The organism is Albidovulum litorale (assembly GCF_025751495.1).
GTDB classification, from domain to species: Bacteria; Pseudomonadota; Alphaproteobacteria; order Rhodobacterales; family Rhodobacteraceae; genus Albidovulum; species Albidovulum litorale.
The window spans coordinates 474,540-494,772 of the sequence record NZ_JAOWKZ010000001.1 but is presented as its reverse complement, the minus strand read 5'-3'; the positions used below and the strand labels follow the sequence as shown (position 1 = coordinate 494,772).

19 protein-coding genes are annotated in these 20,233 nt (G+C 63.7%); 3 read left to right on the top strand and 16 right to left on the bottom strand.

What is annotated here, in order from left to right; all coding sequences use genetic code 11:
- Positions 1 to 22: 22 nt before the first annotated feature.
- From OEZ71_RS02510 to OEZ71_RS02480, 7 genes are all read right to left on the bottom strand, one after another.
- A complete protein-coding gene (locus tag OEZ71_RS02510; protein WP_263738346.1) occupies positions 23 to 1,615 on the bottom strand; it encodes an ABC transporter substrate-binding protein in 1,593 nt (530 codons plus the stop codon).
- A 133-nt stretch (positions 1,616 to 1,748) separates the two neighbouring features.
- Positions 1,749 to 2,378 (bottom strand): helix-turn-helix domain-containing protein, encoded by a 630-nt coding sequence (locus OEZ71_RS02505; RefSeq protein ID WP_263738345.1) that lies wholly within the window; start codon positions 2,376 to 2,378, stop codon positions 1,749 to 1,751.
- 96 nt (positions 2,379 to 2,474) lie between these two features.
- Positions 2,475 to 3,776: a sigma-54-dependent transcriptional regulator gene (locus OEZ71_RS02500; RefSeq protein WP_263738344.1), complete on the bottom strand. Its 1,302-nt coding sequence runs from the start codon at positions 3,774 to 3,776 to the stop codon at positions 2,475 to 2,477.
- Complete coding sequence (locus tag OEZ71_RS02495) at positions 3,773 to 5,584, bottom strand: sensor histidine kinase (protein WP_263738343.1); 1,812 nt, start codon at positions 5,582 to 5,584, stop codon at positions 3,773 to 3,775. The genes OEZ71_RS02500 and OEZ71_RS02495 overlap by 4 nt, the downstream gene beginning before the upstream one ends.
- 99 nt (positions 5,585 to 5,683) lie before the next feature.
- Positions 5,684 to 6,058 (bottom strand): DUF1850 domain-containing protein, encoded by a 375-nt coding sequence (locus tag OEZ71_RS02490; protein ID WP_263738342.1) that lies wholly within the window; start codon positions 6,056 to 6,058, stop codon positions 5,684 to 5,686.
- Positions 6,055 to 8,127 carry a TRAP transporter permease gene (locus tag OEZ71_RS02485; protein ID WP_263738341.1) on the bottom strand — a complete coding sequence of 691 codons (2,073 nt, stop codon included), beginning with the start codon at positions 8,125 to 8,127 and terminating at the stop codon, positions 6,055 to 6,057. Before OEZ71_RS02485 ends, OEZ71_RS02490 begins: the two co-directional genes overlap by 4 nt.
- A gap of 86 nt (positions 8,128 to 8,213) precedes the next feature.
- Complete coding sequence (locus OEZ71_RS02480) at positions 8,214 to 9,164, bottom strand: TAXI family TRAP transporter solute-binding subunit (RefSeq protein ID WP_263738340.1); 951 nt, start codon at positions 9,162 to 9,164, stop codon at positions 8,214 to 8,216.
- Between the two features lie 211 nt (positions 9,165 to 9,375).
- Here OEZ71_RS02480 and OEZ71_RS02475 point away from each other — a divergent pair, with 211 nt between their 5' ends.
- Together OEZ71_RS02475 and OEZ71_RS02470 are read left to right on the top strand one after the other, a co-directional pair.
- Positions 9,376 to 11,097 carry an ATP-binding protein gene (locus OEZ71_RS02475; protein WP_263738339.1) on the top strand — a complete coding sequence of 574 codons (1,722 nt, stop codon included), beginning with the start codon at positions 9,376 to 9,378 and terminating at the stop codon, positions 11,095 to 11,097.
- Positions 11,094 to 12,329 carry a sigma-54-dependent transcriptional regulator gene (locus OEZ71_RS02470; RefSeq protein WP_263738338.1) on the top strand — a complete coding sequence of 412 codons (1,236 nt, stop codon included), beginning with the start codon at positions 11,094 to 11,096 and terminating at the stop codon, positions 12,327 to 12,329. Before OEZ71_RS02475 ends, OEZ71_RS02470 begins: the two co-directional genes overlap by 4 nt.
- A gap of 46 nt (positions 12,330 to 12,375) precedes the next feature.
- Here OEZ71_RS02470 and olsA read toward each other — a convergent pair whose 3' ends face one another.
- The 3 genes from olsA to OEZ71_RS02455 form a co-directional block, all read right to left on the bottom strand.
- Positions 12,376 to 13,215 (bottom strand): lyso-ornithine lipid O-acyltransferase, encoded by an 840-nt coding sequence (gene olsA / locus OEZ71_RS02465; protein ID WP_412175597.1) that lies wholly within the window; start codon positions 13,213 to 13,215, stop codon positions 12,376 to 12,378.
- On the bottom strand, positions 13,212 to 13,997 hold the full coding sequence (gene olsB, locus OEZ71_RS02460) for an L-ornithine N(alpha)-acyltransferase (RefSeq protein WP_263738337.1): 786 nt from the start codon (positions 13,995 to 13,997) through the stop codon (positions 13,212 to 13,214). Before olsB ends, olsA begins: the two co-directional genes overlap by 4 nt.
- A gap of 137 nt (positions 13,998 to 14,134) precedes the next feature.
- Positions 14,135 to 14,314, bottom strand: coding sequence for a DUF3553 domain-containing protein (locus OEZ71_RS02455; RefSeq protein WP_263738336.1), 180 nt, complete (start codon positions 14,312 to 14,314; stop codon positions 14,135 to 14,137).
- A 32-nt stretch (positions 14,315 to 14,346) separates the two neighbouring features.
- Between OEZ71_RS02455 and OEZ71_RS02450 the strand changes: the two genes are divergently transcribed.
- A complete protein-coding gene (locus tag OEZ71_RS02450) occupies positions 14,347 to 14,946 on the top strand; it encodes a histidine phosphotransferase family protein (RefSeq protein ID WP_263738335.1) in 600 nt (199 codons plus the stop codon).
- On the opposite strand, the gene OEZ71_RS02445 is transcribed toward OEZ71_RS02450, so the two are convergent.
- The 6 genes from OEZ71_RS02445 to OEZ71_RS02420 form a co-directional block, all read right to left on the bottom strand.
- Positions 14,940 to 15,287 carry a TraR/DksA family transcriptional regulator gene (locus OEZ71_RS02445; protein WP_263738334.1) on the bottom strand — a complete coding sequence of 116 codons (348 nt, stop codon included), beginning with the start codon at positions 15,285 to 15,287 and terminating at the stop codon, positions 14,940 to 14,942. The two genes, OEZ71_RS02450 and OEZ71_RS02445, sit on opposite strands and share 7 nt — an antisense overlap.
- Positions 15,284 to 16,537 carry a glutamate-5-semialdehyde dehydrogenase gene (locus tag OEZ71_RS02440; protein WP_263738983.1) on the bottom strand — a complete coding sequence of 418 codons (1,254 nt, stop codon included), beginning with the start codon at positions 16,535 to 16,537 and terminating at the stop codon, positions 15,284 to 15,286. The genes OEZ71_RS02445 and OEZ71_RS02440 overlap by 4 nt, the downstream gene beginning before the upstream one ends.
- A 54-nt stretch (positions 16,538 to 16,591) precedes the next feature.
- Positions 16,592 to 17,707: a glutamate 5-kinase gene (gene proB, locus OEZ71_RS02435; protein ID WP_263738333.1), complete on the bottom strand. Its 1,116-nt coding sequence runs from the start codon at positions 17,705 to 17,707 to the stop codon at positions 16,592 to 16,594.
- Positions 17,695 to 18,726, bottom strand: a complete 1,032-nt coding sequence (gene obgE, locus OEZ71_RS02430; protein WP_263738332.1) for a GTPase ObgE — start codon at positions 18,724 to 18,726, stop codon at positions 17,695 to 17,697. The genes proB and obgE overlap by 13 nt, the downstream gene beginning before the upstream one ends.
- Before the next feature lie 314 nt (positions 18,727 to 19,040).
- Positions 19,041 to 19,532: a GNAT family N-acetyltransferase gene (locus OEZ71_RS02425; RefSeq protein WP_263738331.1), complete on the bottom strand. Its 492-nt coding sequence runs from the start codon at positions 19,530 to 19,532 to the stop codon at positions 19,041 to 19,043.
- Between the two features lie 5 nt (positions 19,533 to 19,537).
- Positions 19,538 to 20,077, bottom strand: coding sequence for a GNAT family N-acetyltransferase (locus OEZ71_RS02420; protein ID WP_263738330.1), 540 nt, complete (start codon positions 20,075 to 20,077; stop codon positions 19,538 to 19,540).
- Between the last annotated feature and the right edge of the window lie 156 nt (positions 20,078 to 20,233).

The following is a 20,233-nucleotide window of genomic DNA, read 5'->3' as shown; positions in this document are numbered from 1 at the left end:
CCCCGCCCGATTTTTATTGTTATTATTCAGTCAGATCGACGCCATAGAAGATATGGCCGCCGAGCGGGTGGACCTTGTATCCGGTCACTTTCGGGCTGACGGGCATGAAGACGACCGAGTGGGCGATCGTGGCCCAGGGCGCTTCACGCTTGAAGACGACCTGCGCCTCTTCATAAAGCCGCGTGCGCTCTGCCGGATCGGACACGACCTTCGCCTTCTGGATCAGCGCCTCGAACTCGTCGTTGCACCACTGGGCGCGGTTGGAACCGCCGACACCGTCACAGCCGAGCAGCACTGCGAGGAAGTTGTCCGGATCGCCGTTGTCGCCGGTCCAGCCCAGAAGCACGGCACCGTCACGGTCCTCGGCCTTCGAACGGTCAAGATACTCGCCCCATTCGTAGGAAACGATCTCGACATTCACGCCGACCTTGGCCATGTCGGCCTGGATCAGCTCGGCCATGCGACGCGCGTTAGGGTTGTACGGGCGCTGCACCGGCATTGCCCAGACCTTCATGTTTAGATCGGTGACGCCTTCGGCCTCAAGCGCGGCCTTGGCGGCTTCCGGATCATAGGGATCGTCCTCGATCGCGTCGTTGTAGGACCAGATGGTCGGCGGGATCGGGTTTTTCGCCGCCTGACCAGAGCCCTGGAACACCACGTCGATGATCGCCTGCTTGTCGATCGCCATGTTCAGCGCCTTGCGGACATTGGTGTTGTCGAAGGGCGCAACCTTGGTGTTGTAGGCGAGGTAGCCGACGTTCAGGCCTTCCTGCTCAAGCATATTCACATCCGGGTCGGCCTTCATCGCCTCGATATCGGCCGGGTTCGGATAGGGCATGACATGACATTCGCCGGCCTTCAGCTTCTGGTAACGTACTGAAGCATCGGGCGTGATCGCAAAGACCAGATCGTCAATGGGCGAGGCGCCGCGCCAGTAGTCGGCATTGGCCTTGTAACGGACGACCGCATCCTTCTGGTAGGCGACGAAGCTGAACGGACCGGTCCCGATCGGGGCCTGGTTCACCATCTCGGGCGTTCCGGCAGCCAGCATCGCGTCGGCATATTCCTTCGACATGATCGAAGCAAAGCCCATCGCGAGGTTCGAAATCATCGGCGCTTCGGGACGGTTCAGCACGAACTTGACGGTGTAATCGTCAACCTTGACGATTTCCTTGATCAGGTCCGGCATCGACATGCCGTTGAAGTATTCCCAGGTGCCGCCCGAAACCTGGTTGTAGGGGTTTTCGGCATCACCCTGACGCTCGAACGAGAAGATCACGTCATCGGCGTTGAAATCGCGCGACGGCGTGAACTGATCGTTGGAATGGAACTTCACGCCCTTGCGAAGGTTGAACGTATATTCCAGCCCGTCTTCCGAGGATTCCCAGCTTTCGGCGAGGCCCGGGATGACATTGGTCGTGCCGGTTTCAAAGAGCACCAGCTTGTCATAGATCGTGTGCTCGGAAGCATCGAAGGTGGTGCCGGACGTGTAGAGCGCCGGGTCGAAGCCCTCAGGGGAGCCTTCCGAGCAGTAGACGAGCGTCTTTGCCGAGGCTGCGCCGCCCATCAGGGCTGCGAGCACAAGGCCGGTGGCGAGTTGGTATCTGAGGTTCATATCTTACTCCCAGTGTTGAGGTTTATTGTTGTTCTTCAGGTTGTTGCTGTCATTTCGGGGTTGAAATGGCAGGTCTTTTCCCGGTCACGCCGTGTTTCGGCGGGGCGGGGAAACTTGTGACGGTAGCACGATCTCATTGGCCGTCCTCCCGTAATCCGGTGGCGAGCGACGGTACTATGGGTGCGGCGCGGGTGGGGCCGTGAAACAGCTCCAGCGTCCCGGTCCACAGGACCTTGGCCCAGTCGTCGCTGTCATTGTACCAGCCATGGGGCCGGTTGCCGCTGTAATGCAGGCTGTCGCCCACCTGCATCCGAAACTCCTCGCCCTCCAGCACCTGCACGACCGAACCTTCGAGGATGAAGACGATCTCTTCGCCCTCATGGCTGACCGTTTCAGAACGGTAGCCGGGCGGGACGTGCAGGATGAAAGAGGACAGATGGCTGCCGGGAAATTCTGCGCCGATACGTTCATAGACGACGGACGAACCATCGACAGAAAAGCGCGGCCGGTTGGCGGCGACGGTCAGCGCATCGGCGGGGCGGGGCGTGGCGATGAAATAGTCCAGCCCGACGCCAAGTGCCTTGGCAATCTGCGCCAGCGTCCCGAGGGTCGGGGTCGCGTTGTCGCGCTCCAACTGGCTGAGATACCCGACCGAAACGCCGGACTTTTCGCCCAGCTCCTGCAAGGTGATCGCCAGCTTTCGGCGGCGGCCGCGAATGAGCGGGCCGATGCTGGTCGTCGTCTGCGGCTGCGGGCGTGACAAGTCTTCTCAATCCGAGTCGTGATGGACCTTATGCTAGGACAAAAATTTTTTTTGTCACGCTAAAATGATTATTAACCCGACATCAGCAGCGGCGCGCTATACGGCGATGCCAAGGCGCTTCATCTTGTCGTTCAGGGTTCTGCGTGGAAGTCCAAGGAGTTGCGCGGCGCGTTCGGTATTGCCGCGGCAGCTGTCCAAGGCTGCCTGAATCTCGCGGGCCTCGAAATCGGCAAGGCGGTCGGACAGGGTTTCTCCGGTCACGGCACGGGGGCTGTCGCCGGTTTCGGTGTCGATGCCAAGGGCGAAGCGCTCTGCCGCCGCCTTCAGCTCGCGCACGTTTCCGGGCCAGGCACGGCGGGCCAGCGCGCGCCGGATGGCGAAGGTGATTTCGGGTAAAGTTCGACTGGTGCGGGCGGCCGCGAGATTCGCGAAATGGGCGAAGAGAAGCGGAATGTCCCCGGCCATTCCGGACAACGGGGTCGTGGTGATCTCTGCCCCCGCGAGCCGATAGTAGAGATCGGGGCGGAACGTCCCCTCGTAACTCAGAGCTTTCAGATCCGCCTTGGAAATTGCGACAACCCGCAGATCAAGCGGCCGCAGCCGGTTTTCGCCCAGCCGTTCGACGCTGCGTTCCTGAAGTGCGCGCAATAGCTTGGCCTGTACCGGCAGCGGCATCGCCTCCACCTCGTCCAGAACCAGCGTCCCGCCGCTGGCCAGTTCCAGCTTGCCGGGTCGGTCAGCCGTAGCACCGGGAAAAGCGCCTGCGGCATGGCCGAATATCTCGATCTCAAAGAGGGCTTCGGGCAGGGCCGCGCAGTTCAGCGCGACATAGGCACCGTTGGCGCGGTGGCTCTGGGCGTGAAGGGCGCGGGCGACGAGCTCCTTGCCGGTGCCGGTTTCGCCGGTCACAACCACATCGACATCGAGGGGCGCAAGGGCCGCGATCCTTTGCCTGAGGTCGGTTATCGCCGGGCTATCGCCAAGAATGGCCTGCGGGGCCATCGCGGATCGCAGCCGGTGAAGTTCGTCGCGGGTGGCGCGTGCCTTCAATGTGCGCTCGATCACCAGAAGCAGGTGCCCCGCATCATAAGGTTTTTCGAGGAAATCTTCGGCACCATCGCGGATCGCGCGCACGGCCTGAGAGATGTCGCCATGCCCGGTCATCACGATCACCGGATGGTCGCCACCGCGATCCTTCAGCGCCGCGATCAGGCCGAAACCATCCATCCCGGGCATTCTGAGATCGGTGACGATCACACCAGGATCTTCGTCCAGCGCATCGAGGGCGGCAGCGGCGTTGCCAAAGGCCCGTACCCGATGTCCGCCCGTCTCGATCAGATCGCTCGCAGCGGCCAGATGATCGGCGTCGTCATCGATGACAAAGACAAGCGCGCTCATTCCGCGACCTCGGCAATGCTTTGGGCGAGCGGCAGGACAACGCTGACCGTCGTGCCGCGACCGGGATCGGAGTGGATATCGATTCGGCCCCCGAACTCGGTCACGATGGCCTGAGAAATTGACAGGCCAAGCCCAAGGCCCTCGCCGCTGATCTTGGTTGAAAAGAAGGGTTCGGTGACGCGAACCAGATCGTCCGGGGCGATCCCGGTGCCGGTGTCGGTCACGGTAATGCGGGCAGTGCCGTTCCCGTAATCCGTGGCAATCGTCACGATCCCACCTTCGCTGTGTTCCACCGCGTCGAGCGCATTCAGAAGCAGGTTGAGGCAGACCTGCTCCAGACGCACCGGGCCGGCCATGACCATTGGCGCCGGGTTGGTCGGGCGGAAATCGGGCGTGACGCCCACGGCCTTCGCGCGCGGCGCAACGAGGTCGAGCGCACTATCGACTACCCGGTTGAGGTCGGTGAGCGTCAGCTGGTTCGGCTCTTTCCGGCTGAAGCTTTTGAGATGTTTCGTGGTGCGCTGCATGCGCCGGATCAGGTTGCGGGCGGTGCCGATGCGGGTGGTAGTCCTGTCTTCGGACGTCGAGAGTTCAGCAGCGGCAAGCGTGGCTTCCATCGCCGCAAGGGGTTGGCTCATCTCATGCACGATGGCCGCCGACATGCGGCCGAGTGCCGCCATCTTCTCGGTATGGACCAGCGTTTCTTGCGCTGCCCTGAGGTCGGCCTCGGTCTTGCGCCGCGCATCGATCTCATGGGCCAATTCACGGGTGCGTTCGGCGACCCGCGCCTCCAGTAGCGCGCCTTGCCGCAGCCGAAGCTGAACAAGCTGGCGGCGTTGATGGAGGATGAGGCCAAACCCGGTGCCCGCCATGGCCACGAGCGCCGCACCTGTGGCCCAAAGGATCGCGGTGGCAAGAACCGGAGAGGTTGGCGCAGCGGAAAGAACGACCCAGCCATCGGCCTCGATCCGGGCAACACGGCCGCGCAGGGCCGAATTGTCCGGGCCGGGCAGCGACAGCCGGTCCGGGCTGTCGAGAAGGGGGCGAGCGGCGGCAAGATCGACGCCGTCATAGGTCCGGACTTCGGACAACCGTGCCAGCGTTCCCTCGTCCAGCGCCGTGAATGGGCGGTAAAGCCAGTCGTCGATGCCGGAGAGGAATATGACCCCGTCGCGGTCGGCGATGGCGGTTGCCGAACGTGCGCTTTTCCATGTTTCTTCCAGCGGCTTCAGGTCGATCTTCACGGCCAGAACGCCAGTCCTTTCACCGGTCCCGATCCGCGAGGACAGGAAGTAGCCCGGTTTGCCGGTGGTTACGCCGATCGCATAGAACCGGCCCTTCCCGGTGGCGATGGCATCGCGGAAATAGGGCCGGAAGGCATAGTTGTTGCCGACGAAGCTTTGCCCGGTATTCCAGTTCGAGGCGGCAATGGCGGTGCCATCGCCGTCAAGAAGGAACAAGTCGGCCGCCCCCGATTTTCCGGTCACCGTCTCAAGGTATCGGTTCGCGGCATCAATCGCCGATGGAGCGGGCGCGTTGAGTGCGGCACGGATGCGGGCATCCTCGGCAGCAATCTCCGGCAGGTGGCGAAACCGCTCGATCTCGCTTTCGATGGAGCGGCGGGTCAGGATCAGCGACTGGTCGAGATCGGCGTCGAGGGACGACAGGCCAAGGCGGTAGGAGAGCGTGAAGGCAAGTGCCGCCGCCAGGCAGGCCACGGCAAGGAAGATCGCGACGATGCGGCGGCTGGCGATCATCGGCTTCGGCTTTCCCGGCATGGTCTCGGGCAAGGCGCGGTCCCCCGGCACTGGATTCGGGGCGAAGCGTATCGGAGCTTCCGTCCAAGGTCACGCGGTCCGCTGGTATCCTTCGTGACAGCACCGTGCGGCGGAACGGAAGGCAAGCGCTCAGCCCTTGCAGGGCGAAAGCCGGATCGCCTCGCCGGGCTCTGCGCCGATTTCGTGACAGGTGGTTTCATCACAGATTCGCCAGCCACCCCCTGTTGCGCCGGATGCGGCAAGGGTGAGGTTCGGAACCGGGGGCAGGTCCGGGGTCCAGACCCACCAGCCGTCGACAAGCGCAGCGCCTTCGCCGGGATCCATCCCCGCGCCGGAACCTTTCACGGCGGCTTCTGTAAGATGCAGCCTGCCTCCTTCGACGGCCCATGTCTCTCGCCACTCGGTCTTTTCGACAGAGTGGCGCCAGCTCAGGTCGAAGCTTGCCGAGGCAAGGGTCAGCGTGGTGGTGGCGCTGGCGCTGACAAGGAGGCAGGCGAGGCTCATGCCCGCCTCGCGGTGCGGGTGCGCCAGACAAGGCCCGCGAAAATCGCGGCCATGGCGAAACCCGCTTCGTCCGTGAGTGGAAGCGCGGCGATGAGCGTGACGGCGGCCGTTGCGGCGAGAATGCGCAGCGGCCAGTTGATGGGATAGCCGAGCCAGCCGATGACGGCCGCGCCCCAAAGGCCGATGGCGATGACGGTCTTGACCACGATATAGGCGACACCGGGCCAGAACCCGAAGGCTTCGGCCAGCGGGCCGCCACCCTGCAACATCAGCGTCGGAGTGTAGACCGCCATGAACGGGATGACGAAGCCGGCGGCCGCGACCTTGATCGCCTCCATCGAAATCTTGAGCCCGTTTTCCTTGGCGATGGGGGCGGCTGCGAAACAGGCAAGCGCCACTGGCGGCGTTAGGTCGGCGAGTATGCCGAAATAGAAGACGAACATGTGGCTGACGATGAGCGGTACGCCGAGTTCCAGCAGGGCGGGGCCGGCGATCGACGAGGTGATAATGTAGTTGGGGATCGTGGGGATTCCCATGCCGAGGATGATGCAGGTGATCATCGTCAGGATCAGCGACAGGAAGAGGCTGCCTTCGCCGACATGGACGATGAACTGCCCGAAGGTGTTGGCGGCCCCGGTCAGGGTCATCGTGCCGATGATGATGCCGACAAGCGCGCAGGCGATGCCGACGGGCAGGGCGGTTTTCGCGCCTTCCGCAAGACTGTCGCGGCAGAGCGCCAGCGTCTCACGCCCGCCTTTCGAGATCGCGTTCCAGCCGATCAGGGCGGCGATTGCGACGGCCACCGGCATGATGCCGAACTCGAAGAAGGCGGCGGCGATGGCGCCGAGGCCGATCCAGAAGATAATTCGGATGACGCCATTCGGCAGGCCAAGCGCGATGGAACCGCCGAGGATCAGCATCACCGTGAGCGCCAGTCCGATTGTCCCGGCGAAGAGCGGCGTAAAGCCGGAGAAAAGCAGGTAGACCAGCACGCCAAGCGGCAGGATGAGGTACCAGTTCTCCTTCAGCGCCTTGATGGGCGAGGGCAGGTCGGCCTTGGCCATCCCCTTCAGCCCGTGCCGCCCGGCCTCCAGATGCACCATCCAGAAAGCGGAGGCGAAGTAGAGGATGGCGGGGATGAGGGCGGCCTTGACCACCTCGACATATTCGACGCCCAGGGTCTCGGCCATGATGAAGGCGACGGCGCCCATCACAGGTGGCATCAGTTGCCCGCCCATGGAGGCGGTGGATTCGACCCCCCCGGCGAAGGCCGGGCGGTAGCCGAAGCTTTTCATCAGGGGGATGGTGAACTGGCCGGTGGTTACGACATTCGCCACGCCCGATCCTGAGATTGTGCCCATGAGACCCGACGAGACGACCGCGACCTTGGCCGCACCGCCCTGCTTGTGGCCGACAAGGCCCAGCGAGACATCGGTGAAAAGCCGGATCATCCCCGCGCGTTCAAGGAACGAGCCGAACAGGATGAAGAGGAAGATGTAGGATGAGGACACATAGGTCGGGATGCCATAGATGCCCTCGGTCCCGTAGGCCATGTGGTCGATCACCTGACTGAAGTCGTAGCCCCTGTGGTTCAAGGGCGAGGGCAGGTATTCCCCCCAGAAGCAATAGGCAAGGAAACAGCCCGCAATGATCGGCAGTGCGGGCCCCATCAGAAGCCAGGCGGCGGCGAAAACGGTGATCAACGCGACGATGCCAAGGAATATGTCACGCGGCAGCGGGTCGCCCGCCCTGAGGATCAGGGGCGTGTATTCCCACCACTGATAAAGCGCGACAATCACACCGGACAGCGCCAGCGCCCAGGCGACGGCCTTGAACGGCACACCCTTGCGCTTCAGCGCAACAAGCAGCGGGAAGCCCAGCAGCGTCAGGAACCCGACATGGAAGGCCCGGACGATCTGGCTGGAAAGGTCCAGAAGATGCGCCGCCGTTGCGATCTGGAAGACGGAGAAAAGAACCGCGATCCAGAAAAGCGCGCGGCCTTCGGTCGTTGCCGGAAAGCTTTCCGCCAGGGGATCGTGCAGCCCCAGATCGGGAGCGTCCTTTGGCATGTCATGATGTGGCTGAGCCATTGCGGTTTTCCCCTCCCCTGGAAAGCCGTGAGCCCCGGGCGGACGGGCCGCCCGGGGTTTTGAGGTTACATCAGGCCGGCTTCCTTGTAGAAGCGCTCCGCACCCGGATGCAGCGGGATCGGCATGCCGTTCAGCGCGTTTTCCAGCTTGATCTGGGCGGCTGCCTTGTGGGCGGCTTCCAACTCGCCAAGGTTCTCAAAGAGAAGCTTGGTCATTTGATAGGCGGTCTCTTCCGACACGTCCTCATGAGTAACAAGGAAGTTGACGACGGCCACGGTCGGCACGTCGGCATCCTGCCCCTGATAGGTGCCTGCCGGGATGGTCGCGGCGATGTAAGGCGCGCCGAGCGCGGTCACGACCTCTTCGGGGACCGAAACCATCTGGATGTCGAGCGACGTCGACAGGTCCTTGATCGAAGCCACGCCGAGGCCAGCCGATTGCAGGGTGGCGTCAAGCTGGCGGTTCTTGATCAGTTCGACTGATTCCGCGAAGGGCAGGTATTCGGTCTTGCCGAGGTCGTCATAGCTCATTCCCGCCGCCGCGAAGATCGTCCGCGCATTCAGTTCGGTGCCCGACTTCGCCGCGCCGACCGACAGGCTCATGCCCTTCAGCCCGTCGAGCGAGGTGATGCCGCTTTCCTTCGAGGCGACGATCTGGATGTAGTTCGGATAAACCGCCGCGATGCCGCGCAGTTTGGCGAGCGGTTCGGCAAAGCCTGCATCGGCATTGCCTTCCCAGGCAAGCTTGACCGAGTCGCCAAGCGCCAGCGCCAGTTCACCCTTGCCCTGCTGGAGAAGGTTCAGGTTTTCGACCGAGGCCTTCGTGGACTGCACCTGTGTGCGCGCGCCGTCGATATTGTCGGCATAGATCTTCGACAGGCCGACGCCGAGCGGATAGTAGACCCCGGACGTGCCGCCGGTCAGGATGTTGATGAATTCCTCGGCCTGCGCCGTTGCCGGAACTGCCAGAGTGGCGGCCGCGATGAGCGCACCCAGCTTGCCTTTGAGATTGAGCATTATGTCCTCCCGTTGCGTGATCCGCCTGCACCTCCATGCGGGCGGGGATGGCGAATGCTAGTTCGGTGTGATGCGCCCGGGCAATCAACAGCTGCAGGCGCGGGAAAGAAGCCTCGCAGCTTTCTGCCAAGGCGGTCGCAATCAATCGCCTGAAAGCCGCTGGCGTTCGCCCCGTCGCCTTGGCTAGACTGTGCGGAAGAGGGAGGACTGCATGATCCGACGCGCGCTGGCGCTCTTGGTATTTCTTGCGCTTGCGGGAAGCGTTACCGGTGGGATCTGGTGGCGGTCGCTGAGTGATGCACTGGCGCGGCTGGAGGACCGAGGTCGGGCCGATCTGGCGCTGGCGGGTGACCGGCTGCTGGGGCAGTTGCAGCGGTATCGTGAGATGACGGTACTAATGGCGGATCATCCCGAGGTGCTGCGCCTTGCGCTTGATCCGGAAGCGGATGCCGGGCAGGCCGACCGGCTTTTGCGGCGCACCGCCGATATGACGCGCTCGGACGAACTTGTGCTGACCGACAGGTTTGGGAAAGTCATCGCCTCGTCCGGACCTGATCATGGTGCGGACATGTCATCGGGGCCTTATTTTCGGCGCGCCATGCAAGGGGCGCTGGGCTTTCATCACGAGATCGACCGTTCCTCTGGGCGGCGGCTATTCGTCTATGCCGCGCCGGTCTTTTCGCCCGAGGGGCCGGTTGTTGGCACCTTGATTACCCGGGTGGAGACCGAGGCGGTCGAGGTGATCTGGCGCGGTGAGCCGATGATCGTCTTTTTCACCGACACAGATGGCATCGCCTTCGTGTCGAACCGCGACGAACTGGTTCTGGTGCGGCTTGATTTGCTGCCGGGGGAAGAGGGCACCGTGCCCGCTGACCTGCTCCGCCGCGAGGTGCGCCGCATCGACCGGCACGAGATCTGGGACCTTGACGGCGGGCCTTATCTGCCGGCCCGTGCCTTGCATCTGACCCGACCTCTGCCGGTGATCGAGATGACGGGAGAGGCACTGGTGGATATCGCCCCGGCGGAACGCCAGGCGATGCTGGAAGCCCTGTTGGCAGCGGCGGCCTGCATCGTCATTGGTACGGCCATCTACGCGCTTCTCGAACGCCGCCGTGCCTTGGCCGTTCAGCTTGCGACCGAAGCCGAGGCGAATGCGCGGCTGGAAAGCCGGGTCGAGGAGCGGACGCGCGAGCTTTCGGATGCCAATGATCAGCTGCAGCGGGCGCAGGCTGATCTGGTGCGGGCGGGCAAGCTGTCGGCGCTTGGCCAGATGTCGGCGGGGATCAGCCATGAACTCAATCAGCCGCTGACCGCGATCCGGTCCTATGCCGAGAATGCCGGGCTGTTTCTGGACCGCGGCCAGAACGACAAAGCCGTGGAAAATCTCGGACGGATCAATGACCTTGCCCACCGCATGGGGCGGATCATCAAGAACCTGCGCGCCTTCGCCCGGCAGGAAAGCGAGGCGATGAGCGATGTCGATCTGGGGCAGGTCGTCGCCGCATCGCTGGAACTGAGCGAAGCGCGGCTCAGGGCCGCCGGGGTCACGGTCGACTGGACACCGCCTGTCCGCGCGGTCTGGGTCCGGGGTGGCGAGGTGCGGTTGCAGCAGGTGCTGATGAATCTTCTGGCCAACGCCGCCGATGCGATGGAGGCGGGCGGACTGGTGACGATCCGGATCGACCGGATCGCAGGCCGTGTTCGTCTTACGGTGACCGATACCGGGCCCGGTATTGCCGAGCCCGACCGGGTCTTTGACCCGTTCTATTCGACCAAGGAGGTCGGCGCGAGTGAGGGGATGGGGCTTGGCCTGTCGATCTCCTACGGGATCGTCAAGAGTTTTGGCGGTGCGATTTCGGGGCGCAACCGACCGGAGGGCGGCGCGGAGTTCATGATTGAGCTCGACCCGGCGCGGAAGGCGAGGGCGGCATGACGGAACGGGTGTTGCTGGTTGACGACGACCGTGCTGTACGCGAGGCGCTGGGGCAGACGCTGGACCTTGCCGGGCTGCGTCCGGTGCTGGTTTCAAGTTTCATCGAGGCCAAGGACCACATCGCGCGGGATTTCCCGGGTGTGGTCGTGTCGGATATCCGGATGCCAGGCCGGGACGGGTTTCACCTTCTGGAACATACACGCAAGACCGATCCCGACCTTCCGGTCATCCTCCTGACCGGAGAGGGCGACGTACCGATGGCGGTCAAGGGCATGACCGGCGGAGCCTTCGACTTTCTTGAAAAGCCATGCAATCCCCAGGATTTTCTTTCCGTCGTGCAGAAGGCCCTGAAGACACGGGCGCTGGTTCTGGAAAACCGAGCCCTGAAGCGCGAGATCCGGCGCGGCGATGCAGCGGCGCGGATGCTTGTCGGGACCTCAGCCCTGTCGGAACAGATGCGCGAGGCGGCACGCGCGGCGGCGCGGACCTCAGCCGAGGTGCTGATCTCCGGCCCGCCGGGCGCCGGGACGGCGAAGATGGCGGAGGTCATCCATCTGCTTTCGGCCGCTGCAATGCGTCCGTTCCAAAAACTCTCGGCAGCCTCGGCCACGCCCGAAACGCTCGCGGCCGCCTTCGAGAGGGCCGAGGGCGGGTCGATCTTTCTCGACGAGGTGGCAGCCCTGCCACCTGCAGCACAGTTTGCCGCGCTCGACCTGATCGACAGCAATCCTGGCATCCGGGTGATCGCTGGCACCTATCGCGACCTGAGGACAGAGGCCGGGGAAGGGCGGTTCAATCCGGACCTGTTCTACAAGCTCGACGTGATTCGCGTCCGTATTCCGGCGCTGAAGGAACGTCCCGAGGACATCCCGGTTCTCTTCCGTCACTACGTTGCGATTGCCTGCGAGCAGTCCGATCTGCCGGTGCCGGAAATCACACCCGAGGTCATCGCCGACCTGATGGCGCAGGACTGGCCCGGCAATGCCCGCGCGCTGATGAATGCGGCGATGCGCTTTGCCATGGGGCTCGATGAAGCGCATGAGGATGACGGGGCACCCGGATTGGCCGGGCAGATGGCGCGCGTTGAGAAATCGCTGCTCATTGAGGCGCTGGTCCGCCATGCCGGCAACGCGACCGAAGCGGCGACCGCGCTGAAACTGCCGCGCAAAACGTTTTACGACAAGCTCGCCCGTCACGGCATCAGACCTGAGGACTACCGCAGTCAGAACTGATTGGGTTTCCTGCCGCGGAGCGCAAAAGGGTCAGCGGGGCCGTGATCTAGTCTATAAAACCGTCTGGCAGGGCGCTGCGCAGCCCGTCCCGCACCGCGACTTCGCAGTGCAGGGCAAGGTCCTTGCGTGAGGCAAAGTCAGCTACGCTGATCGGCTCGTGGAACACAACCTCAACCGCGCCCTGGCGAGGTTTGGCGAGTACCTTCGCCAGATGCGGCCCGAAGGCCATGTCACCCCACCAGCCATAGAAGCGATCCGTCGCCCCTGGCGGTGCACGGTAGATCACCGTCACCGGCTGGATCTCCATCACATGTTCCAGACCGTGACTGTAAAAGGCGGCAAAGAGAGTCGGCTTGAACGGCAAAACACGCAGCCCGTCGGTTGACGTTCCCTCGGGAAAAAAGAGCAGCTTGTGGCCCGCCCGTATCCTCTCCTCGAACAGGGCCTGCTGAACCTTCGCCTGTTTCGGATCGCGGGCGATGAAGGCGGTGCCGGTCGCCCGTGCCAGCCAACCGATGAAAGGCCAGCGCGCGACCTCGGCCTTGGAGACGAAATAGATCGACTGGCAGGCATTCAGCGCGAAGATGTCGAGCCACGACGAATGGTTCGCCACCGCAGCGCCGACATGGTGCATCGGTTTCCCTCGCACCGAATAGCGCATCCCCATTATCGGGAAGGCGACGCGGCAGACGCCACGGGTGATCCGGGGCGTAAAGGGCCGGTTCAGCCCGCAAAGCGGTCGTTCCACCAGACGGCAGAGCAGCAGCAGCCCCAGACCGCCGAACGTCACCAGCCCCAGAACCCCGCCGCGCAGGACGATCAGCACCAGCCCCGCCGGACCAAGCGGCGGGCGGTCCGACGCGATCTCCGACCGCCATGTCGTCACGTGCGGGCCTCATGCTTGCGGGTGTAGAACCCTTTATGCCGCTCGCTCATCGCGGCGGTGTCCATCAAGAGGCAGACATCGGTCGTGTTGAATTCCCGGTCAATAAACGCGCCGTCGCCGACAAAACCGCCCAGCCGCAGATAGGCTTTGATCAGGGCGGGCATCGCCACCATCGCCTGCCGCCGGTCCAGTTGATCAGCGGGCACCAGATCCATGCGTTGATAATGCGCGGGCAGAGCCCGCACCCGCAGCGCTTCCGGGGCCAGATGGTGGTGATGGAGCCACGACAGCGGCATTTTCAGCGTCTCGATATCCGTGCCGTGGAAACTGGCGACGCCAAAAAGCACCTCGATCCCGTGTTCCAGCACGTAGTCGGCCAGCGCGTTCCACAAAAGAAACATTGCCGGACCACCGCGATAATCTGCATCGACGCAGGACCGGCCCAGTTCCAGGAGCGTGCGACCGGACTTTTTTAACGGACCAAGATCGTATTCGCTGTCGCAGTAAAACCGTCCGAATTCGGCCGCGCGATCGCCGCGAAGCAACCGGTAGACGCCGACCACGTGGTCGAGCTCGGCGATATTCCGACGTGGATCGACAAGGATGAGGTGATCGTTAACTGGGTCGAACTCGTCCCGTTCCAGCCGGTTGGGGTGATCGACAAGCGGCCCGTCGCCGCCCAGTTCCTCGACGAAAACGCGGTACCGCAACCGCTGCGCGGAGAGAAAATCGGCTTCGCGCACGGCCAGCCGGACCTGAAGATGCGTGCTATCTGGGGTCATCGCCAGCGTTCGAAATCTGCGTTTCCTGCTCTGTTCGGTTTTTAGGATGGGCAATGTTCATTTGCAACCAACGGTCCGGTCTGGCGGCGTTGACTAATCGCATAGGTTGCGTTTAAGTCCAGATAATCGCCTGAAAGTTAAGTGCCGTCATCCATGACCAGAACCAGTTCGACACGCGTTCCATCGATCACCTTCTTTCCGGCATGTTCGAAATTGACCGTCACCTTTTGGCCGATCCGTGACTGGACCTGGCCCAGCCCCCAGTCGGTGCAGGTCGGGTGGCGCACGAACATCCCCGGCTCAAGCATCTCGTTCAAGACCCGTAACTCCTTGTAAAGGAAACTATTCCATGCCGCTTGCACCACCCGACGATCTGACGGCGCTTCTCGGATCGCGCATCTGTCATGATCTTATCAGCCCCCTTGGCGCAATCGGCAATGGGGTGGAGTTGCTGATGATGACCGGCGCGGCGCATGGCCCGGAAATGGCGCTGATCTCGGAAAGCGTCACGAATGCCAGCGCCCGTATCCGGTTTTTCCGGATCGCTTACGGGCTCGCCAGTCCGGGGCAACCGGTCGCCCGCACCGAAATCCGTTCGATTCTCGACGACATGACGCGCGGCGGGCGGCTTTGCATCGACTGGCAGGTTGCAGGCGATCCGCCGCGCCCCGAGGTCAAGCTGGCATTCCTCGCGCTGCAATGTGTTGAGACCGCGCTGCCCCATGGCGGGCGCGTCATCGTCACGAACGAGCCTGTGTGGAGGATCGAGGCGAAGGCCGAAAAACTGAAAGTTGATCCTGAACTCTGGGCCCGACTTGACGGTTCCTTACCCGGAACGGAAATCTCGGCGTCGCATGTGCAGTTCGCGCTTTTGCCCGAAGAAATCCGCCGGTCCGGCCGCACATTGTCGGTCGAAACCGATAACGGGCAAATCGCGATCGGCTACTGAGCGCAGGTGATGCAGGTCATCACCACCGGATCGACATCCAGCCGGCCGGTGCCGATGAAGCTGCCGCAGTTTGCGCACCAGCCGAACTCAGCGTCCTCCATCCGGCGGAGCGCTGCCTTCAGGGCCACCCGGCGCTGGCCCCGCCGGGCCTCGATCGCCGTGGCCATGGCCCGACCCTGCATCGCATCCATCCGGCTGAGTCGGCCAACCGATTGCTGGTCCAGCTCCACCGGCCTGCGGTCATCACTGGTGGCATCGGTCGCGGTGTCGAGTTGCGCAAGTTCAGCCTCGATCACTGACCGGTAGCGGGCGGCAAGCTCGGCGTCGCTCGGCTCACTCACGCCCGGACCGTTCCGTCGCCAGTCACGAGGTATTTGAAGCTCGTCAGTTGTTCGGCCCCGACCGGTCCCCGCGCATGCATTTTGCCGGTGGCGATGCCGATCTCTGCCCCCATGCCGAACTCGCCGCCATCGGCGAACTGGGTGGAGGCATTGCGCATCAGGATCGCGCTGTCGAGACGCTGGAAGAAGCGCTTGGCAGTGGCATCGTTCTCGGTCAGGACCGCCTCGGTATGGTTCGAGCCATAGGTCCGGATATGGGCGATGGCGCCGTCGACATCGTCAACAACCTTCGCCGCGATGATCATGTCGAGGAATTCGCGACCGAAATCATCTGTTTGCGCGGGTTTTGAGCCCCGAAGCCCCTCTGCCCTGACCTCGACCCCCGCCGCGATCAAGTCGTCGACGATCTGTTGGCCGAGCGTGGCTGCGACATCCTTGTGAACGAGCAGGCATTCCGCCGCGCCGCAGATGCCGGTGCGTCGTATCTTGGCATTCAGAACAACCGCGCGGGCCTTCTCCGGGTCCGCATCCTTGTCGACATAGACATGGCAGATACCTTCGAGATGGGCAAAGACCGGCACTCGGGCTTCCTTCTGGACCAGGCCGACGAGCCCCTTGCCGCCGCGAGGCACGATCACGTCGATATGCTCCACCGCTTTCAGCATCTCGGCCACCGCCGCCCGGTCGCGGGTCGGCACAAGCTGGATCGCCGTTTCGGGCAGGCCTGCAGCCTTTAGCCCCTCCACCAGACATTCATGGATGGCACGCGAGGAATGGAAGCTTTCCGAGCCGCCACGCAGGATCACCGCATTACCGGATTTGAGGCACAGGGCGCCTGCATCGGCCGTCACGTTCGGGCGGCTTTCGTAGATCACGCCGACCACGCCCAAAGGCGTCCGCACCCGCTGGATGTGAAGCCCCGTGGGCCGGTCCCACTCGGCGATGACCTCACCCACCGGGTCCTTCTGCTCGGCGACAGAGCGCAGACCATCGACGATGCCGCGAATACGGTCTTCGTCGAGCCGCAGCCGATCCATCATCGCCGGGCTCAACCCCTTGTCGCGGCCATAGTCGAGGTCGCGGGCATTGGCTTCGATGATCTCCGCCCGCCGCGCCCAGACCGCATCCGCCGCCGCGATCAGCGCAGCATGTTTACGCTCGGCCGTGGCAAAGGCCAGTTCAGCGGCAGCGGCCCGCGCTGCCCGGCCCATCTCCACCATCAAGGCCGGTATATCGCTGAAATCCTTCATCTTCTTCTGTTCCCAAATACGTGGCACCCAGGCATGGCCCGTCAGGGCCATCCGTCAGAACGCCATATCGTCCCGATGAACCATCGGTCCGCGACCGGCATAGCCGAGAATAGCCTCGATGTCACCCGAACGCCGCCCGGCAATGGCCTTCGCTTCGCCCACCGAATAGCGCACCAACCCCTTGGCCAATGCCTCGCCCGTGGGGCCGAGGACGGCCACGGGATCGCCGCGTTCGAACCGGCCCGACACGCGCGTCACCCCTGCAGGCAGGAGCGACTTGCCCGATTTCAGGGCCGTGACAGCACCTGCATCGAGATGCAGCTCCCCACGCGGCTTCATCGCCGCGATCCAGCGCTTGCGCGCCAGTTGCGGCGTGCCTTCGGGCAGGAACCATGTGCAGTTGGCGCCCTCAGCCAACGCCTTGAGCGGACGCAGGACAGAACCCTCGGTGATCGCCATGGCGCAGCCGCCGGCGACGGCGGTCTTGGCGGCGAGAAGCTTGGTCTTCATCCCGCCCTTCGACAGGCCCGAGACAGGATCGCCCGCCATCGCCTCAATCTCACCTGTGATCTTCTCAACGATCTCAAAGCGTTGGGCGGCGGGGTTCACCTTCGGATTGTCGGAGTAGAAGCCATCCACATCCGACAAGAGCACAAGCTGATCCGCGCCGATCGTCACTGCGATCTGGGCTGCAAGACGGTCATTGTCGCCAAAGCGGATCTCATCCGTAGCCACGGTGTCGTTCTCGTTCACGATCGGCACGACGCCAAGACCCAGAAGCGTTTCCATCGTCGCGCGGGAATTGAGGTAACGCCGGCGGTCCTCGGTATCTTCCAGCGTCACCAATACCTGACCGGCCGTCAGGCCGTGGGGTACCAGCACCTCCTCATAGGCCCGCGCAAGCCGGATCTGGCCGACTGAGGCCGCCGCCTGGCTCTGGTCGAGAGTCAGCGCACCTTTCGGCAGTCCAAGCACGCCCCGGCCAAGAGCGATGGAACCCGAGGACACAAGGATCACATCGGCGCCCCGCGCCTTGGCCGCCGCAACGTCTTCGGCCAGCGCCACAAGCCAGTCGCGGCGTAACCCGCCCGCCGGATCGACCAGAAGCGCCGAGCCGATCTTGACCACCAGCCGTCGCGCTGTCGTGATATCGGGCCTCAGGGCTGCCACGGCTGATCGTCCTCGGGTTCAGCCTCTTTCCGTGTCTTGGCGATGATCTTCCAGAGTGCACGGAGGACATCCTGCACACCTTCGCCCGAAACGCCCGACATCAGATGCACCGGCCCGTCCGCAGCCTTCTCAAGGCTGCGCTTGCGGTTCGCCAGTGTCTTGGCATCGAGCGCGTCGATCTTGTTCAGCGCGGTGATCCGCGGCTTCGCCGCGAGGTCGGGGGAATAGGCCTCAAGCTCAGTCAGGATCGTCCTGTAATCCTTTGCGATCGTCGAGGATGTTCCGTCAACGAGGTGCAGGAGGACCGAGCAGCGTTCGACATGGCCAAGGAACATGTCGCCAAGGCCTCGGCCTTCGGATGCGCCTTCGATCAGACCGGGAATGTCGGCCATCACGAATTCGCGGCCATCGACGCCCACGACACCAAGATTTGGTACCAAAGTGGTGAACGGATAGTCCGCGATCTTGGGCTTGGCGTTCGAGACGGCGGCAAGGAAGGTCGACTTTCCGGCATTCGGCAGGCCCAGAAGCCCGGCATCGGCGATGAGTTTTAGGCGCAGCCAGATCGTGCGTTCGACGCCCTCCTGACCGGGATTGGCACGGCTCGGCGCGCGGTTGGTGGAGGATTTGAAGCGCAAGTTGCCCCAGCCGCCATTGCCGCCCTGCGCGAGCAGGACACGCTGACCGACCTCGGTCAGATCGGCGATGATGGTCTCTTCATCCTCGTCGATGATTTCCGTTCCAACAGGCACCTTTAGAACGATATCTTCACCTGTCTTTCCGGTCCGTTGCGAGCCCATGCCGGGCTGTCCGGACTTGGCGAAGAAGTGCTGCTGGTAGCGAAAGTCGATGAGCGTGTTCAGCCCCTCGACCGCCTCTGCCCAGACCGATCCGCCATTGCCGCCATCGCCGCCATCGGGGCCGCCGAATTCGATGAATTTCTCGCGCCGGAACGAGACGCAGCCCGCGCCGCCGCCGCCGGAGCGGATATAGACTTTGGCGAGGTCGAGAAACTTCATGGGTCAGGCTTTCCTAGGGGTCGTGTGGCGATAGCTTGTGGCGGCGGTTTTCGCAAGGGTGGCGCGGTCGGCAATGCGTCTGCAAAGCGTCGGCAAAACGTATGGCAGGCGCGCGCGGTGGGTTAAGGGTTCGGCCTCGGCTGCGCCTCGGCCGACCGGCCGGGAGGGCGCTGCCCTCCCGGACCCACCCGGAGTATTTTTGCCAAGAAGAAGATGGGAGGGTCAGACCCTGAGGGCCACGCCGAGAGTTGAATCTTTCGAATTGTTCGCTTCGGCCTGTCGGTTGAGATCACGAAGGACTCGCCGCGCGCCAGTCATCGCGCGTCAGTGCCATGCCGTGCAGGAGGATGGCGGTGTCTCCGCGCGCGCGACAGGACGTCATCCGAAACCCGTCGGGCCGGAAGCCGAGTTTGGTCAGGACATGGTGCGAGGCGGTATTGCCTGCGAAGTGGCCGGAGCGGAGCATGCTGGCGGCTGGATTTGCGAAATGGGCGGCGAGCAGGGCGCGGGGGCGCTTCGGTTGCATAGCCCCGGCCCCAGACCCGCCGCGCGAGCCCGTAACCGAGGGTCGGGTCGAGCCCGATCTTGCCGCATGCGCCGTTGCGATCGTCGATCGCCCAGACCTTGCCCGGCTGGACGGTGCCAAGAAAGCTGCGGTAGTCCTCCGGTTGGTAAGAATGCGGCACCGCCGTGAGCCAGCACGCGACGTCGTAGTCACCAATACCGGCGAACACTTGCGCCTCATCGGCGTCGGTCAGGGGGCGCAGGGTGAGCCGTGCCGTTTCGATCACAGCGCGGAGAGGCATTTTCGTCAGGCCATCTTGCGCAGATAGGTCCAGGTCGGCGCAGTGGCGCCGCGGGCGACCGAGAAGGCCTCGGCATCGCCGAGATATTCGAAGCCGCAATTGGTCAGCACCCGGGCAGAGCCGGGATTGTCCTGAAAGACCTCGGCAAAGAGTGTGCGCGCCTGCTGGGGATTGGCCGCGACGATGGCGGCAACCGCCTCGGACGCGTAGCCGGTGTTCCAGAAGGCGGGCGCGACCCAGTATTTGATCTCGCTCTGCGCGCGTTCCATCCGTGTCAGACTGACGAGGCCCAGCACCTCGGCATGGCCAAGCTCAGACCCGTCGAGGACCCAGATATCCTCCCCCCGTCCGTCCGAAAGCATGCGGGCAATGAACGCCGCGGTCGCGCCGGGAGGCAGGGGGTGCGGAATGGTGCGCGTACCTTCGGCCACGCGCCGGTCGGCGGTATACATCTCGATGAGGCCGGCATCTGACATCCGCAAGGGACGCAGTACAAAACGCTCGGCCGCCAGCGCGGGCTGGACGACGATCGGTTCCTGCATCATGAACTCTTCCTCCTCCTCAACGAATGGCGAGGATCACGGCCGCCCTACCAGCCATGCCCCGTCCGACACTCGCAATGTGACGCGCGACCCTCCCGGCCGCTTTGGGCGCCACGCTGCCCGATACACCCCAAATGGGGCGTGAGCATGACCGGATCA